General features: G+C 36.4%; 13 protein-coding genes. 10 read left to right on the top strand and 3 right to left on the bottom strand.

The genetic code is table 11. From position 1 onward, the window contains the following. Positions 1-197 precede the first annotated feature (197 nt). Complete coding sequence (locus L6N96_02090) at positions 198-2165, top strand: ASKHA domain-containing protein (protein MCP8322954.1); 1968 nt, start codon at positions 198-200, stop codon at positions 2163-2165. A gap of 54 nt (positions 2166-2219) precedes the next feature. Here the strand turns inward: L6N96_02090 and L6N96_02085 are convergent, their stop codons facing one another. Beyond that, positions 2220-3572, bottom strand: coding sequence for a bifunctional hydroxymethylpyrimidine kinase/phosphomethylpyrimidine kinase (locus L6N96_02085; GenBank protein MCP8322953.1), 1353 nt, complete (start codon positions 3570-3572; stop codon positions 2220-2222). 113 nt (positions 3573-3685) lie between these two features. On the opposite strand from L6N96_02085, the gene L6N96_02080 reads away from it, so the two are divergent. After that, complete coding sequence (locus tag L6N96_02080; GenBank protein ID MCP8322952.1) at positions 3686-5302, top strand: CTP synthase; 1617 nt, start codon at positions 3686-3688, stop codon at positions 5300-5302. 70 nt (positions 5303-5372) lie between these two features. Here L6N96_02080 and L6N96_02075 read toward each other — a convergent pair whose 3' ends face one another. Continuing rightward, positions 5373-6374: a hypothetical protein gene (locus L6N96_02075; GenBank protein MCP8322951.1), complete on the bottom strand. Its 1002-nt coding sequence runs from the start codon at positions 6372-6374 to the stop codon at positions 5373-5375. A gap of 95 nt (positions 6375-6469) precedes the next feature. Here L6N96_02075 and L6N96_02070 point away from each other — a divergent pair, with 95 nt between their 5' ends. The 5 genes from L6N96_02070 to coaBC are packed head-to-tail and all read left to right on the top strand — an operon-like array spanning position 6470 to position 11477. Continuing rightward, positions 6470-7372, top strand: a complete 903-nt coding sequence (locus tag L6N96_02070; GenBank protein MCP8322950.1) for a pantoate kinase — start codon at positions 6470-6472, stop codon at positions 7370-7372. Beyond that, on the top strand, positions 7369-8154 hold the full coding sequence (locus L6N96_02065; GenBank protein ID MCP8322949.1) for a phosphopantothenate/pantothenate synthetase: 786 nt from the start codon (positions 7369-7371) through the stop codon (positions 8152-8154). Before L6N96_02070 ends, L6N96_02065 begins: the two co-directional genes overlap by 4 nt. Positions 8155-8213: 59 nt before the next feature. Beyond that, entirely contained in the window at positions 8214-9362 is a 1149-nt protein-coding gene (gene mfnA / locus L6N96_02060; GenBank protein MCP8322948.1) for a tyrosine decarboxylase MfnA, read from the top strand. Between the two features lie 11 nt (positions 9363-9373). Further along, positions 9374-10249 carry a 3-methyl-2-oxobutanoate hydroxymethyltransferase gene (gene panB / locus L6N96_02055; GenBank protein MCP8322947.1) on the top strand — a complete coding sequence of 292 codons (876 nt, stop codon included), beginning with the start codon at positions 9374-9376 and terminating at the stop codon, positions 10247-10249. Further along, complete coding sequence (gene coaBC / locus L6N96_02050; protein ID MCP8322946.1) at positions 10233-11477, top strand: bifunctional phosphopantothenoylcysteine decarboxylase/phosphopantothenate--cysteine ligase CoaBC; 1245 nt, start codon at positions 10233-10235, stop codon at positions 11475-11477. The genes panB and coaBC overlap by 17 nt, the downstream gene beginning before the upstream one ends. Positions 11478-11546: 69 nt before the next feature. Here the strand turns inward: coaBC and L6N96_02045 are convergent, their stop codons facing one another. Continuing rightward, positions 11547-12620: an aminopeptidase P family protein gene (locus tag L6N96_02045; GenBank protein ID MCP8322945.1), complete on the bottom strand. Its 1074-nt coding sequence runs from the start codon at positions 12618-12620 to the stop codon at positions 11547-11549. 219 nt (positions 12621-12839) lie between these two features. Here L6N96_02045 and L6N96_02040 point away from each other — a divergent pair, with 219 nt between their 5' ends. Genes L6N96_02040 through L6N96_02030 form a run of 3 tightly spaced genes read left to right on the top strand, consistent with a single transcriptional unit; the run spans position 12840 to position 17614 of the window. Continuing rightward, positions 12840-16400 carry a chromosome segregation protein SMC gene (locus tag L6N96_02040; GenBank protein MCP8322944.1) on the top strand — a complete coding sequence of 1187 codons (3561 nt, stop codon included), beginning with the start codon at positions 12840-12842 and terminating at the stop codon, positions 16398-16400. Next, positions 16393-17049 (top strand): hypothetical protein, encoded by a 657-nt coding sequence (locus L6N96_02035; GenBank protein MCP8322943.1) that lies wholly within the window; start codon positions 16393-16395, stop codon positions 17047-17049. The genes L6N96_02040 and L6N96_02035 overlap by 8 nt, the downstream gene beginning before the upstream one ends. Continuing rightward, entirely contained in the window at positions 17003-17614 is a 612-nt protein-coding gene (locus tag L6N96_02030) for an SMC-Scp complex subunit ScpB (protein MCP8322942.1), read from the top strand. The genes L6N96_02035 and L6N96_02030 overlap by 47 nt, the downstream gene beginning before the upstream one ends. Positions 17615-17638: the final 24 nt, after the last annotated feature.

Raw genomic sequence — 17638 nt, 5'->3', positions numbered from 1 at the left:
AATAAGAAGCAATAAAAGTAATAATTACCTTAGTACTACTAAGGCACTCTTTTTTTTATCCTTACTTTTAATATGGTCATGTTTTTATATAATTAATGAAAATTTTATTTATAATTATTAAACATCTTTTACAAATTATATAAAAAGTTTAGCGAAACCTTTATCTAAGGTACAACTGGAAGCTTTTTTGATTCGAATTGACTTCAGATACAGAAAAATTTGAAGTAATTTTCCTTCCACATGGAAGACGTGATACATTCAAATCCGGAACCAGATTATTAGACGCATCCCAAGCATTGGCGATTGACCTTGCTTCAGACTGTGGAGGAAAGGGTACATGTGGTAAATGTAAAGTCAGAATCGATGAAGGTTATGACTCGCTTGGTAAGATCAAACCTTCAGAGGAAAAACACTTGACAAAAGACATGATCGATAAAGGCTACAGATTAGCTTGCTTGGCCAAGATACGGGCACCTTTGAAAGTATATGTCCCTGAAATAAGCAGAGTAGGAAAGCAGAGGCTACAGACCGAGGGACTTGAGGTACCTGTAACTGCTAATCCTTTCGTTAGAAAATATTTCGTAAAGATACCAGTACCTAGCTTGCATGATATAAGGGCAGACGAAGATCGACTTTTAGATACACTAAAGGAGCAACATAACCTTGATCCGAATACTCTAGTAATGGAATTCGATATAGCAAATGATTTCCCTAACATTGCGAGAGAAGCAGAATGGCAGATAACAGCTACAGTATTGAAAGAAAATAATGCCAATTACAAAATTATTGCAATCGAACCCGGAGATACTTCTAACAGGTGCTTCGGTTTTGCCTGCGATATAGGAAGTACAAAACTTGCAGGCTTCCTAATTGACTTGAACACAGGCAAAGTTCAATCGGTAGGTTCAAGGATGAACCCTCAGACACCTATGGGCGAAGACGTACTTTCAAGGATAACCTCCGTTATGATGGGTGGTAAGGAAGCTCAAGATAGAATCCACAATCTTGTTGTAGGCGGAATCAACGAGATTATTGAAGAGTGTTGCGAAAAGGCCAAGGTAAGCACCAATGAAATCTACGAACTTTGCTTCGTCGGTAATACAGCTATGCAAATGCTCTTCCTTAGACTATGGCCTCAATACACTGCTTTCTCTCCATACCCGCCTGTGCTAAGGCGTGGGGTCAACGTACCTGCACCTAAAATAGATCTGAAATCTAATCCACATGGGAACTGTTACTTTGTGCCAGTTATAGGAGGCTTCGTGGGTGCAGACCAAATAGCTGTCATACAAGCTACTCGGATGTTAGAGCGAGACGAAATCACTATGGATGTAGATATAGGCACCAATACTGAAATCGCACTTGGAAACAAAGACTTAGTGATGTCTGATTCTTGTGCATCAGGTCCAGCCTTTGAGGGGATGGAGATCAAGTTCGGCATGAGGGCTGCAACTGGTGCTATAGAGGCAGTATCCATTAACCCGTCTGGCTTAGAGCTTATAATAAGGACCATTGAAGATCAGCCTGCAGTCGGGATCTGTGGATCTGCACTTATCGATATTCCAGCAGAACTATTAAAATCTGGGTTAATAGATCTTAAAGGTAAGTTCGTCTCTAAGATGGCTAAGCAGACCGAAAGATTAAGGAAAGGACCAGAAGGGTGGGAATATATGATAGCTTCGAAAGAAGAATCTGCTACTGAGCATGACATAGTGATAACACAAGGGGATGTAAGAGAATTACAGAAGGCAAAGGCAGCTATGCATACTGGAGCTGAACTCATGTTGAGAAGGATGGGCATGACCGAGAAGGATATAACAAAATTATGGCTAGCTGGTGCATTTGGTAACTATATCAACCCTGAAAACGCTAGGACCATAGGAATGTATCCAGAGCTACCTACTGAAAAATATGTATTCGTAGGAAACGCTGCTGGAACCGGTGCAAGAATGTCATTAATATCACAAGAAGAGAGGGAATATGTTGAAAAGATATCCAAAACAGTTGTGTATTATGAGCTAGCTACCGATGAACAATTCCAAAGTGAATACGCATTGGCAAACTATTTCCCATACAAGAATCTTGACAAGTATCCTCTCACAAAAGACCTACTACTAAGACTTGGCCGTATAGACGAAAATGGAAAATTCATCTACCCAGAGTAAAATTCAAATAGGCACGCCAAATTCGAATAATCGTGCCACCCACACTTTTTGTTTTTATTTATTTTTTATTTGATCAGCTATCCTAACCGCCAAATTTGCGACTTCAATTGCTGTCTTTTCAAGCAATGTTATCATTGGCTCCTTACCCCAGTCTCCTTTGTGGTAAATTACATCCGGTACTGTAACTACTTTCTTTAAAGCTTGTTCTACACCCCAAATTATGCTCATACCCTCCTTTCTCTTTACATTAAGAGGTTCATTTTTTCTGTCATAGGAAGATACTTTCAATCTGAGATCTTTACAAACTTCGATGATTTCCTTTGAGTATTTAATATTTAAGCCGGATCTTATCATTCTATTATACCTCATTACAGTCAAGATTGTTCTTGCAACATGTGATGAAGCGCCAAACTCGGGACACGACGATGCTTTCACCCTTCTCCAAATTTTAACGAAACGACCTGGTATAGCTGCTACATCCGTTATGTCATCTGCCATAGGCAGAGCCATTACTAAATTTGTTTGAGACTCCGGAATAAGATACGAAAATTCTGGATGAGATTCCAAGATCGTCACAGCTTCTTTAATATTCTTTATAACATTATATTTCTCAGCTTCATTATACAAATGAGCCATAGGATTGACAGGCCCAAAACCGTGACCTATTGCATGTCCAAACTTTATAGCCATGTTTGTAAACTCCTTTGCAACCCTTACTGCTTCTATTACGTTCTTTCCTTTTGCTAATTCTGCTGTGATAGCTGAGGCAAAAGTACAACCCGCGCCATGTGTCGTCTTAGTTTTTAATCTATTTGTCTCAAATATCTTAAAATCTCCTTCGAAATAAAGAAGGTCGTAAGCCTTCTCATCAGAGAATGCATGTCCTCCCTTTATCACTACCGCCTTAGGTCCTAGTTCTGCAATCTTTTTTGCAGCCTCTTTTGCATCTTCAATCATCTTGATCTTAATATCTGATATTCTTTCTGCTTCGATAGAGTTAGGCGTCACAATAGTTGCCAATGGGAAAAGGGTTTTAATCAAAGTGTTCTTGGCATCTCGTTCAATAAGATGTACCCCACTTTTCGACATCATAACAGGGTCTACTACTGTTGGAACATTATATTTTCTTATCTTTTCAGATACGACTTCAATTATCTCCTTTGTATGAAGCATACCTGTTTTTACTACGTCTACGCCTATATCGCTGAAGAGAGCTTCTATCTGTACTTTAATCACATCTACTGGTACATCATGGATAGCTGTGAGTTTGACTGTATTTTGTGCAGTAACTGTCGTTATTACTGTCATGCCGTAAACGCCTAAGGCTGTGAAAGTCATAAGATCTGCTTGTATACCCGCTCCACAATCAGGGTCAGATCCAGCTATACTAAGAACTTTGGAAACCATTTAAATCGACTAAGATAGTTTGAAACTTCATTGATAAAACATTTTATATTTGATTACAGAACTTTAAAATTTCTAAAGAAAACTTTATTTCATTATACTTAACTTAAAACAATATGCCAAAGTGGATCTTTATTACTGGAGGCGTAATGTCAGGCTTAGGTAAAGGTATTGTTACTGCCTCAATAGCGAGGCTTCTCATGATGACAGGGTTAAATGTTTCAGCTGTTAAAATCGATCCTTATTTAAACGTGGATGCTGGCACTTTAAATCCTATTGCTCATGGAGAGGTATTTGTATGCGATGATGGTTCTGAGTGTGATATGGATATAGGTAATTATGAGAGATTTCTTGATAAAAGTTTAACACGCTACCATAATATCACGAGTGGTCAAGTTTACCAACATGTTATAAAAGATGAAAGAAAGGGCAACTATCTGGGTCAATGTGTCCAAATGATCCCTCATTTAACTAATGAAATAAAGCGTCGTATAAGATTCGTTGCCGAGATTGATGACGCTGATTGCGTTGTTATAGAATGTGGTGGGACTGTAGGCGATATAGAGAGCCTCCCATTCTTGGAGGCTTTAAGGCAGATAAGGCTTGAAGAAAAACCTTCTGACACTTCTTTCATTCATGTGACATTGGTTCCGATTCTTGATGTAGTAGGTGAGCAAAAAACGAAGCCTACTCAACATAGTGTTCAAGAGCTTAGAAGGATTGGTATTCAGCCGGATATTATCGTTGCCAGAAGTGAAAAACCGTTGACAAAAGAAGCTAAGAATAAGATCGCTCTTTTTACGAGTGTAGACCTTAAAAGCGTGATTTCGAATCCTGACACTGAATCAGTATATAGTGTTCCAGAAAATCTTGCTTCGGAGGGGATTATATCTACCATATGTGAAAAACTCCAATTGGGTCAAAAGGAAATACATTGGGAAGAGTGGAAAAAAATCTCAAAATCTTTCATTGGGCATAAAAAAGAAGTTCGAATCGCTATGGTCGGCAAGTATACTTCACTATCAGATAGTTATGTCAGCATAAACCACGCATTGGCTCATGCAGGAGCTCACCAAAACTTAGAGGTAAAAGTAAGATGGGTTGATGTTGAAGAATTCGAGAATCGGAAAGAGTCTTTAGATGAATTGTTAGAGTATCATGGTGTACTAGTGCCAGGGGGGTTTGGACAAAGAGGAAGTGAAGGTAAGATTATTGTAGCAAATTATTGTAGAGATAATTTAATACCATACCTCGGCTTATGCTTTGGCTTTCAGTTAGCTATTGTATCCTTCGCGAGGTATGTATGTGGTTTGAAGAATGCCAACTCCATAGAATTAGATCCTAGTACTCCATATCCTGTCATAAATTTATTGCCAGAGCAGAGAGAAATAAAAGATCTAGGAGCTACCATGAGGTTAGGTGGATGTGACATATATTTAGTTGAAGGTACGTTGGCCTCTCGAATATACCAACAGAAAGTTGTGAGAGGTAGACATCGGCATAGATATGAGTTCAATCAGAACTATAAAGAGATCTTTATTAGAAAAGGCATGGTATTCTCAGGATTTAGTGGTGATGGAAAAAGAGTCGAGATTATGGAGATCCCTGGCCATCCTTTCTATCTGGCTACTCAGTACCATGCCGAGCTCATAAGTAGGCCTGGCAAGGCAGAACCTGTATTCGCAGGTTTTTTAGAATCAGCCTTGAAAAGAAGTCATGAAATCCGTAATTGACTTCTTCATCTTTAATGAAGAAATTGTGAAGAACAACCATTTAAATTGGTTATCTATTAAGTAATGTCATTCATCTTATATTAGAGTATATGGGTACTGCGAGATCTGCTATGTCTGCATTGCAACGGCATATCTCAATTATCGATAAAAATATTACCGAGAGCCCCATGAAAATTGATAAAGGTTTACTTGGTATAACTTTTTCATAATCATCTAATCTTCTCGATAATGTATTATAGAGTTCCATTACTTGTCTAGCATCGTTTATACTTTTTGTTAGAAAAGCTTTTACTGCTAAGTCTTGCATCTTCTTTAATGTCTCCTTGACTTCTTTAAACATATTATTGAGTTCATCGCTAAAATCGAATCTTGGTAGCTTCGAAACATTTTTTACTATCTTAATAGAGGAATCTCCAATAGTCTCCAAAAGACTAGAGGCCACACGATAATCTAAACAATCTATAGGATTCAGTTTAAAATTACTTAGTAGCTTAGGGTCTAAAAGCGCGCTTCTGATAAGCCTGACAAGAAAAAAGTGGAGTCTATCCACCTCATCATCTCTCTCCGTTACAACTTTGACTAAATATTTATCCCTTTTAACTAAAGAAATTATTGCATCGTTACACATATCCCTTGATATCGTGTGCATTCTCCGGAAGACCTTATCTGGAGTAAAGGATGTCGGCTCAAGTAAAAATTGTGTAGTTATCGATTGTGCATCCTCCTCAACAATCTCAAGACCAATTAACTGTTCTACAGCTTTCTTAATCTTCCCTCTATCCTCGTAGGTTATTTGATCTTTACCTTGGACTTTGATTACATCATATCCCAAAAGATAACCACCAGTAATCTCATTAATCATATATTCTATTTTTTCTGCAGGATATCTTGTAACAATTTCATTAATAGACCTCTCCTCTTTCTGGAAAGGATATATGATGAGGTAACCGTTCTTCGTCATATCAACTGTCAAGAAACTACCTTTTTTTACCATATTCTTCCTTGCCCATTCTTTTGGAAGGGAAATGAGATATGTTCCGCCACCCATCTCCTGAACTTTACGAAGCTCCATTATCACCAATCAAGATTTTACTCAATAGTTATTTATAGAGATTTAGTCAATCTATAGATTAATTATATAAAAAAGAACTCCTTTTTTTATAAGTCATGGAAGCATCAGCTTTCTCTCCATCGCATATAACTGGGTTTTTCAAAATAGTTGATGAAGAATCGGAACCCCTCTTAAAAGGATCACTGGGAGCGGGTGTCTCCTTGAGTAAAGGAGTAAAGACTCATGTGAAGATCAAAGAATCTCTCAGTCCTAGGTTAGAAGTCATTATAAATGATAAAATCTTATTCTCAACTCAACTCACAAGATATGTGATAGATAAGTTACTTCAAGGAGATAGAAAATACTCAATCTTAGTAAATCATGAGATAGAAGTACCTATAGGATCAGGATTCGGGTCTAGCGGAGCATGCAATCTTAGCTTAGCATTAGCCATCAATGAAGCATTAGGTATAGGTCTATCTAAGATTAAGGCTGCACAATTTGCTCACCTTGCAGAGATAGAGTATAAAACTGGATTAGGAACAGTTTTAGCTGAAACATATGGGGGATTTGAAGTCAGGATTAAAGCCGGAGCTCCAGGTATAGGTAAAATAGAGCAAATCCCTGTAGGCAATGATTATTCAGTTGTATGTTTAAACTTAAGCCCAATTTCTACTAAAAAAGTCCTGGATGACAGAAATTTATGTAAGTGCATAAATGAATCTAGCAAAGGTCTAATTAATAGTTTGATGGAGAAGCGCAGTCCTGAAAATTTTATGAAATTGTCAAGGATATTTGCTAATTCGATCAATATTTTTACAAATGGAATCAAGAATGTTTTAAATGAAGTTGATTTATATGGTTTTACTTGTAGTATGGCTATGATAGGAGAGTCGATCTTCTCTTTTACGAAGACTAATGAGGCAAAAAAGCTAGCTAGAATATTTTACAAGTATGCAAGATCTGAAAAAGATTTGATCTTTAGCTCTATCGACAGGAAGGGAGCTAGACTTTTATGAAGGGGAAAATTGACGTCCCCCCAGATCATCCAAGGGCTGAATCTCTAAGGATTCGAGAGATACTCGTTAAATTCTATCGGCTTGGGATCGTTGTCCCTGAAGGATTAATCGCTCATGGAAGGGGTGAAGCCTTTGACTACCTTTTAGACGAAAAAACCATAGAGCCAACCTATAGAGCTATAAAAGTTGCTGGAGTAGCTTTACTTCTAGCTAAGCATCCAGTCATCTCTGTAAATGGAAATTCGACAGCTCTGGCAGCTAGAGAGTTGGTAGAGCTAGCTAAACTTACTAGGAGTAAGATCGAAGTAAACCTATTTTACCGTTCTTATGAGAGAGAAATAGCCATAAAGAACGTTCTAATGAATTTTGGAGCAGAGGAAGTTTTAGGGGTTGGAGAGAAAGCGTCGGCTAGGATAGCAGAGCTCAGTAGTGAGCGAAGAAACGTAGATGTAAATGGTATATACTCTGCTGATGTAGTATTGGTTCCACTAGAAGATGGTGATAGAACAGAAGCTCTTCGTAAGATGGGTAAGAGTGTTATAGCGATTGACCTTAACCCACTTTCACGTACAGCTCGTTACGCTTCTATTACTATTGTTGAAAATATAATTCGCGCAATCCCTCTTATTAAAAAAGAAGTACAAAAACTAAAGATCAAGGGTAAAAGAGAGCTATGGAATATAATCAGAAGGTTTGATAATGAGAAGAACTTATTAGAATACTATGAATATATAGCTAAGAGGTTAACGGAGATTAAAGGAAGAGGTGAACTCTATCCATAAGTCTTAGATAATGTCGTACACCTTAAGTTAAATGAGATCGATTGATTAGGTGAAATCAATTGGATTTTAAAGGAATGTCGAAAGAAGTTGTTCTAAAATTACTTAACGAATATTTACATGAAGATATGACATACAATTCTGGAAGAATTCTTGGCTCAATGTGTACATCGCCTCACCCCTTTGCGAAGATGGTCTATGTTAAATCTATGGAAAAGAACCTAGGCGATCTACGCCTCTTTCCTGGAACTGCAAAACTTGAGCAAGAAGCTATAAGCATGATAGGATCGTTACTATCAAAACCAGATGCATTGGGGTATATAGTTTCAGGTGGGACAGAAGCGAACTTGACAGCTATGCGTGTTGCAAGAAATTTATTAAAAAAAGATAGACCCGAAGTAATAGTTCCAAAATCAGCTCATTTTTCATTTGATAAAGCTGCAGATTTACTTGGACTTAAATTGATAAAGGTTGGTCTTAACAAACACTACCAAATAGATATAAAAGCTGTAAAGGGCGTCATTACCAAGGATACTGTAGCTATCGTAGGTGTAGCAGGATCGACTGAATTAGGAGTTGTAGATCCAATATCTATTCTCTCAGATATAGCCCTAAAACATGGTATATATCTCCATGTAGATGCATCTTTTGGAGGTTTTGTTCTTCCATTTTTGAAGGATATTGGCTACAATTCTCCAGAATTCGACTTTAAGTTGAAAGGTGTCTGCTCTATAACAGTCGATCCCCATAAGATGGGGCTCGCTCCCATTCCAGCAGGCGGGATACTATTTAGGGATTCAGATGCAATAAGGACTGTAAGTGTAATGGCCCCTTACTTATCACTAGGAGGAGGGACTCAATATACAATTTCAGGCACAAGATCTGGAGCATCGGCTGTGGCTGTTTGGGCTCTTCTTAAACATATGGGGAAAAAGGGATATCAGAAGGTAGTTAAAAGATGTATGGATCTAACTCATCTTGTAGTCAAGGAAGTTGAGAGATCAAAGAAGGTATATTTGGTTATAAATCCAACCATGAATGTCCTTGGGTTGGCTTCGAAATCTATAGAACCTAAAAGATTGGCAGACAAATTAAAGCAAAGGGGATGGGCTATCTCCTTCACTCAGAAATATATACGATTGGTTGTGATGCCCCATCTGAAGAAGAAACATATTATACAATTTTTATCTGATTTAGAAGAATTGGCATAAAGATGGTGAGAATGAAAAAGGAAAAATTGACGATCGCAGAATTATTTAGAATGAAAGAAGAGAAGAAGAAGATCACAGCTATTACTGCCTATGACTATCCCACTGCTCTTCTAGTAGATAAAGCTGGAATAGACATCGTACTTGTTGGTGACACTCTGAGTATGGTTGTATTAGGATATGATTCTACTTTACCTGTCACGATGGATGAGATGATTCACCATTGTAAAGCTGTAAAAAGAGGAGTAAAACGTTCTATTATCGTAGGCGATATGCCTTTCATGTCATACAATGTGGGAAAAGATGATGCGATCAGAAATGCGGGTCGATTCATAAAAGAAGGAGGTTGTGATGTAATAAAACTTGAAGGTGGAATTATAATTAAAGACATCGTCAAAGCTATAGTTGAATCAGGAATACCCGTGATGGGACATATAGGATTGACCCCGCAGACAGACACCTTGTCGAGTGGTTATAAAGTAAAAGGAAAAGAGGCATTAGAAGCCATTATGATAATTCAAGATGCTAAAATTCTAGAAGATGCTGGTGTCTTCTCTATAGTCCTTGAATCAATACCAACCGAAGTTACAAAGATAATAGCTGAGAAGATAAAGATTCCTCTTATAGGTATAGGCGCTGGTCCAGATTGTGATGGTCAAGTACTAGTTTTATATGATATTCTCGGTTTATTCGATAAATTCGAACCTAGGTTTATAAAAAAGTATGCGAATCTGAATAAAGAGATTCTTAAGGCTTTAGAGACATATAAAGCCGAAATCCATAAAGGTATATTTCCAGCCGACCAACACTGCTATAATATGGACAAATCCGAGTTCAAGAAGCTTAAAGAATTGATAAAAAAAAGTGATTTAGATGAATCATCCTTCTAAAGAAATCATCAGTACAAAAGGACAAGAGCTTAAGGGTAGAAAAATCGCTTTATGTATAACTGGGAGTGTTTCTGCATCTGAATGTCCTAAAATAGCTAGAGAACTCATGAGGTATGGTGCTGAAGTCATAGCTATATTTTCTCAAAAAGCCCAAGAAATTATACATCCGAACTTAATGGAATGGGCTACTGGAAACCCCCCAATAACAAAATTAACTGGTAAGATTGAGCATGTAGCCTTGGCTGGTTTACATAAAAATAAAGTCGATTTAGTACTAGTCTCCCCAGCTACTGCAAATACGATAAGCAAGATATCTTGTGGTATTTGTGATACAGCCGTCACTAGTATTGTTTTGACAGCACTTGGTTCTAAGATACCTGTCATCTTAGTTCCGGCTATGCATGAACCCCTATTCGCAAATCCACTAGTAAGAGAAAATATCAAGCAACTTGTTTCTAAAGACGTTGATTTCGTAAGTCCAAAAATAGAAGAAGGAAAAGCGAAGATAGCGAGTGTTGATGATATTGTAGAGGCAGTTATCAGAAGATTATCAAATAAGGATATGGGTGGTATTAGAATCTTAGTAACGGCAGGTCCAACTTTAGAGTATATTGACCCAATTAGAATTATAACGAATAAAAGCTCTGGAAAGATGGGAGTTTCAATAGCCAAAGAAGCTTTTAGAAGAGGCGCTGAAGTTACCTTGATTTATGGTCGTGGGACAGTATCTCCTCTTCAATGTATAAAAGTCATAAATATAGAAACTACTGAAGAGTTATATAACTCAGTATTATATGAGCTTAAAGTTCAAGTATACGATGTGCTAATCTCTGCTAGTGCCGTTGCAGATTTCGCCCCCACAATAAAATACGATCGCAAACTTATGAGCAAAGTTGAATCAAATATCACGCTCAAACCTTTGCCAAAATTAATTGATAAGGCAAGAGAGTTACATCCAAAAATATTTTTAGTAGCATTTAAAGCAGAATATGGACTACCAGAAGAAGAACTTGTCGATAAAGCTTATGAGCTTTTAAAGGCATCAAAGGCGAATCTCGTCATAGCAAACGATGTAAGCAAGAAGGGAGTCGGTTTTGGAACTGACACAAATGAGGTTTTCATAATAAATATAAACCATGATATTGTTCATGTTCCACTTTTACCAAAAGATATCATAGCAAAAAAAATACTTGATATGATATTAAAGGAACGTAAAAAATTTAATTAAATTTTTAAACACTTATAGAAATCTACAATCTTATCTAAGTATGGATATGACAAGATCTCTATCTTTTACTTATCCCAAGGTTAAAAACTCCTTCGAAAACTTTGTAAAAGGCACAGTCTTATCTGATACAAGAACTGTGTCCTCTATTCTTATGCCAAACTTATTTGGTATATAAATACCCGGCTCCACAGTTACTACTTCCTTCTTTTGAAGGACTTCTTTTCCACCAATCTTGAGAGATGGAGATTCATGAACATCTAATCCTACTCCGTGTCCCGTACTATGAATGAAGAACTGACTATATCCTTTTTCATCAATGATCCCTCTTACTTTTTCATCAACGTATCCAGTGAGGACACTTGGCTTTATTACTTTAATACCTTTATTTTGAGCAGATTTGACAGCTTCATATGCATCTTTAATTTCATCTTTAACCTTTCCTACCGCAAAAGTTCTCGTAGTATCAACTATGTAACCTTCGAACCTAATTACTATATCGATAATAACAATATCACCCTCTGAAAACTTTCTATCTGTCAAATTCCCATGAGGGAAAGATGAGTTGGGTCCTGAGGCAACTATTATTGGATTCTGAGTAGTAGGGGAGGATGGTAGATCGCAGCCACGTGAAATAGCTTTAGATAAGAGTTCGGCAGCCAACTCCCTCTCGCTTACTTTAGGTCTAATCAAACTTAGGGCGTAGCTTAACAATCCATCCATTATCTGACCGGCTCGAGCTAGAGCAGATATCTCCGTCTCATCTTTTATCCTTCTTATGGAATAGAAGATATCTGGATTAAAGATAACATCTTTTTTTAAAACCTTCTTAATAGCAATCTGTAAAGGTAACTGCACACCATCAAAGCATACTTTCCCCTTGGTGGAGATATTATCTAAAACCATTTTTCTTAAACTCTTTCCGATTTCACTGACAATAACATCACAATTCCTCGCAAAAAGTTTCGCTCTCTCTCCTTCTAATGAGTTTGTAAACAAGGTTGTCTCATCTTGATCTATGACCGCAGTACCATCTCCCCAAAAACCAGTGACATAGAAGAGATTTTGAGGTGTTGCAGCACAAACTACATTACAACCACTTTCCATTGCACTCTTTATTAACGCTCTTCTTCTTTTTATGAACATGCTTTGAAGGAAATACACTCGACTTATTATTATTCTTATACATCAACAAATTAAAAATGTCATTAATTACACATAAAGGTCAAAAATTTGTAAATCTATACTTATAAATTGCTACAGTTGAGCATCTATATGAGTGATGAATGCTCAAGAAAATTAAAATGTACTTAATCGGATTTATTTTCAATTATTCTCAATCTTTATCGAAGGTCTGGTGGAAAGATGAACTCTAATGTTAAAAAAAGCACATATATAACAAAATTAGAGATATCCAACTTCAAGTCTTTTGGGTTAAAAACTTCTTTAAAACTTGAAGAAGGTCTTAACATAATAACAGGACCAAACGGCTCTGGTAAGAGCAATATCCTCGATGCTATAAGGTTCTGTATGGGAGAGAATAGCCCTAAATCTTTAAGAGTCAACAAACAAAAATTTCTCAAGTCTGATATCCCAGAAAGCTCGAACAAAAGAACAAGAGTACTGATAACGATCGATAATGTCAATAGATTAATATCTGTAGACTCTGATACAGTTACTGTATCAAGGGAACTTAAGGAAAGTGGAGAGAGTTCATATTTTTTAAATGGAAGACGTGTTCGAAGGGATACGATATTAAAGCTTCTCGATGTTGCCACTATATCGTCAACAGGTCTAAATATTATACCCCAAGGAATGATCACTAGAATCTCGGAATTATCGCCCGATGAAAAGCGTAGATTGATCGAAAATGTAATAGGCGTCTCACAATTTGATGAAAAGAAGTCTGAAGCTGAAAATCAACTTAAGGAAGCAGATCTTAGGTTGCAAGTTGCTTTAGCCAGAATAGGTGAAATCAAGGATAGAGTTGACTCCTTGGAGGGTGAAAGGAATGATCAATTGAGGTTAAAGCATTTAGAAAAAGAGATGAATTGGTTAAAATCTGTAATACTATCAAAAAATCTTGAATCAGTGAAAGATAAGATATTCGATCAAAATGATTTAGTTGAAAAATGTTCTAATAAATTAAATGAGTTAAAATCTAAACGAGAAAAAATAGAAAACCAGATTAAATCTTTAGAGCAAGAGCGTAGCGATTTCCTTTCTAGCGTTCTTGACGAATCAGGTTCAGAACATCTAGAGTTACAGTTTGCTATTGCAAAATTATCAAATGAGATCGATAGGTTAAGGACAGAAATAGAAGAGAATGAAATTACAGTGAATAGAATTGATGATACGTTACCTATTCTATATAAAATGCATGATGAAAAGTTAAAGGAGTTAGGAGTTGCAGAGAAGGAAGTCGGACAGTTAGCAGAAAACTTGAGCGAACTGAATAAGGATAAAGACGATACTATTAAAGAACTTGTAAAAATTCAGGATAGAAAGAAAAGGCTGGACACATTCTTATCGAAAGTAAATCCAAGATATGAAAGATTAAAACAAAGGATAATGAAGAAAAAGGAGACTGTCGAGATACTATCCACTAGAATCGCTGAATTGGAGATACAAAAATCAGAGACATCTGAAAAGCTTGATACATTAAAAGGAAAGTCCAAATCCTTCCTCGATACTTTAAGTCAATTAAAAAAGAACCTCTCAGAACTCCAACATCTAAAAGAAATTGAACAAGAATCTTTACATAAAGTTAACGCATCTCTTACCTTATTATCAGATCAGAGAATCAGACTTGTGAGAGAGATTACAAAAGCAATGTCAACTCTAGATAAGGCAAGTGGGGCTGTCCTCAAATATGAAGCGCAAAGCTCCATTGTGGAGACTGTAGCCTCATACGAATCGAATTTTAGAAAATTGAAAGAATTGGCAGAGGCTGGGGCTATTGGAGGTTTTATAGGCAAGCTTGAGGATCTGATTAATTACGAAAAAAGATACGAGCAAGCAATCTTAGCAAGTGCAGGAAAATGGATGAAAGCAATAATATTAAAGAATCTTAATGTAATGCTAAAAATTGCTGAAACAGCAAAAAGGCTAAAGATGAGCAGATTATTGATTATTCCTCTTTCAGAAGTTTCAAACATCGACCCAATAACCCCCCCTCCGATAGAAGGATCATTAGGAACTATCTCGGACTTCATATCCACAACCAAGGATCTAGATGATGCTGTGAACTTTATCTTCGGCGGTACAATTTTGGTAAGCTCAAATAAAGCTGCATTTTTCGCCTCCTCAAAGGGGTATAGGGCAGTTACTTTGAATGGTGACATTTTTGAACCAAAGGGATCTGCCTTTGAAACTGGTTACATTGTAAAATTAGATAATTTATTTGATTTAATTCGTGATGAGACTTCATTTTCAGAAGTAAAGAAGGCATCAAATTCATTAAAAAATATTATCGCAAAAAGAAAATCACATCTGAAAAAACTTAATAAGCAATCTACGAAACTGAATAAGAAAAAAATTAAGAAATCTTTGATGCTTGAACGTTTAACAACTCAACTCACCAATATTAAAAATTTCTTAAAGAAGTATCGAAGACTTCAACTCACGATCTGTAAAAAAATACAAAAGCTTGAAAATAAATTAAAGAGACAAGAGAAAAAGATCAACAGGTTTTTGTCTACTCGCACAGATGGTTTTAGGAAAATAGAGGAATATGAGAAAAAGATTTCTGAACTTAATATTCAGTCTTTGAACGAAGAAATCATACATATTGATGAGAAGAAAAAATCTTTTAATGATCTGTTAGAGAATTTTTCCTCCCAAATCTGTGAATTGATTACTCTTTTAACAAAAGATAAAGCAAATTTAGAAAATATCTTGCGGCCTAATTGTGAGCGTTTGATCAAACAGATATCACAATTAGAGAAAGAAAGAGAAGAGAAAGTAATTTCTCTAAAGGAAGATCGTTTAAACCTTAAAAAAATCTCTGAGAATTTTGAAGAATTAAAGTCCAAGGAATCATACTTAATAGAAGCGAATAGAAAATCAAAACCTATCTTAGAAGATTACGAAAATAGGCTAAAAGAAATTCATAATGCTAGAGATGGTTGCTTACGCTCGATAAACCGAATAGAAAAGGAGATATTCTTTGCTAAAAAAAATTTAGAATCATCATCTGAAACAGAACAAAGAATCTTAAACGAGTTATCTTCTTTAGGTTACTGTGAGCCATCAGAAACCTTTGATAGCGCCGAAAAGATACTCTCACAAATAAGTCTTGAATATTCTCGACTTAAAAATAGCGTAAATCTATTAGCAAATCGTAACTATCAGGAGATAATAACTAGTTATAAGAATATATCTGTAAGAAAGAACCAATTGGAGAGCGAGAGAAACGCAATAGTTCGTTTTATAGAAAGAGTTGAAGCAGAAAAGAAGCATGTTTTTATCAGTTCTTTCGAGAAAATCGATAGAGAGCTAAGATCTATATTTAATGATTTAACAGGTGGATCTGCATGGCTTGAAATAGAAGATTCGAGTGACATCTTTTCGAGCGGCATATTCCTTATGACTCAATTTCCAGGAAAAACTCCAAGAGAGTCGACATCTATCAGTGGTGGGGAGAAGACGGTCACTGCATTGGCATTTATACTATCCATTCAATCTGTATATCCATCTCTTTTTTATCTGTTTGATGAGATAGATGCGCATCTTGATGCCATAAATCTTGAGAAGCTTGCAGATCTTTTAAAGAAAAGATCAATGAATTCTCAGATTATCTTGATTACTTTGAAACCATCTATGATAGCTCGATCATCTGCCACATATGGAGTTTACAATAAAAATGGATTATCTCGAGTTGTCAGATATAAGCCTAAAGTTGAGGTGATGGTTAGAAGTGGTTGACCGTCATTCACTTTCAAAACCTCCACTTAATCTCTTAGTTAATCCTGAAGCTATAAAAAGGCAAAAGCCTTGGGAGTTAGACATCATTGATCTTTTGGAGATTTTATCTTCAATGATTGAAAGCTCGGAGGTACTAGACCTTCGTCTTTGTGGTTCAGCTGTAATATCGTCAGCATTGATCTATAGGTTAAAGGTTGAAACGCTCTTCTTATTTGAAAAACTTAAGGCAAAGAGGAAACCCATCGAATACACTGAACCCCCTTCTTTTGAGATGCCCTTTAGACATGAGCTTTACTCAACATCTTTAGATGAGTTAATAACTATTCTTGAACGAATTATTAAGAAAGCGGTTGCAGAACCTAAGAAAGAAAAACCAAAACAACTTGTAGAACATGAGCCCTTTTCAGAGGTAGACCCATTCTCAGTTAAAATTAAAGAGTTAATCTCTTCATTTAGATCTAACCTTTTAAGTGTATTGAAAAAGAAAGAGGAGCTTTTCTTCAGCGAATATATTCGTGGGATGCATCTCATAGATGCAATTCGATCTTTTATCATGTTACTATTTGTTGCAACAGAAGGCATCATAACTTTAGAGCAGGTGGGTGAAGATATCAAAGTTAAAAGAGAAGTCCAATTCATTACTCAATGATAATGAAATTCAGGCCAAAATAGAATCTGCACTTTACGCAGCTGGCCGTCCTCTTACTCCAAAAGAACTAGCGTCTGCTGCATGCATAACATCTGAAAGAAAAGCAGTAAAAATTACTAGGAATATAGCGAATATTTTAAACTCGACTTTGAAGGCTATTGAGGTCGTGGAGCTCCAAAATCAAAAATTTGTTATGCAACTAAGAAAAAAGTATAACCCCATCGCTAAAAAGTTCTCGATAAAGCCTCTTCTACCCCACTCAACGCTTAAGACTCTCTCTTACATTGCCTACTTTCAACCTATATCTCGTTTGGAACTAGTTGAGCAAAGGGGAAAACATGCTTACCCACACTTCAAGACATTGGAAAAACTAGGTTTTATCTCAGGAGAACCATCAGGCAGAACAAAAATTTATAGAACAACTTCAGCTTTTTCTGAATATTTTGGGCTAAGTAACAATCTTGAAACTATGAAGAAACAACTCTTACAGATTGATCTCCAAAGGAAAGAGAGAGCCTCTAAAGGTCAATCTCGTATGAAAAAACAAAAGAGACTTAAGATTTAAGTATAAGTTTTAAGCCTAAAACGT

This window comes from Candidatus Methylarchaceae archaeon HK02M2, assembly GCA_024256165.1.
GTDB lineage: Archaea > Thermoproteota > Nitrososphaeria > Nitrososphaerales > JACAEJ01 > HK02M2.
The sequence above is the reverse complement of the archived record's forward strand: the minus strand, read 5'-3'. Positions and strand labels throughout refer to the sequence as shown.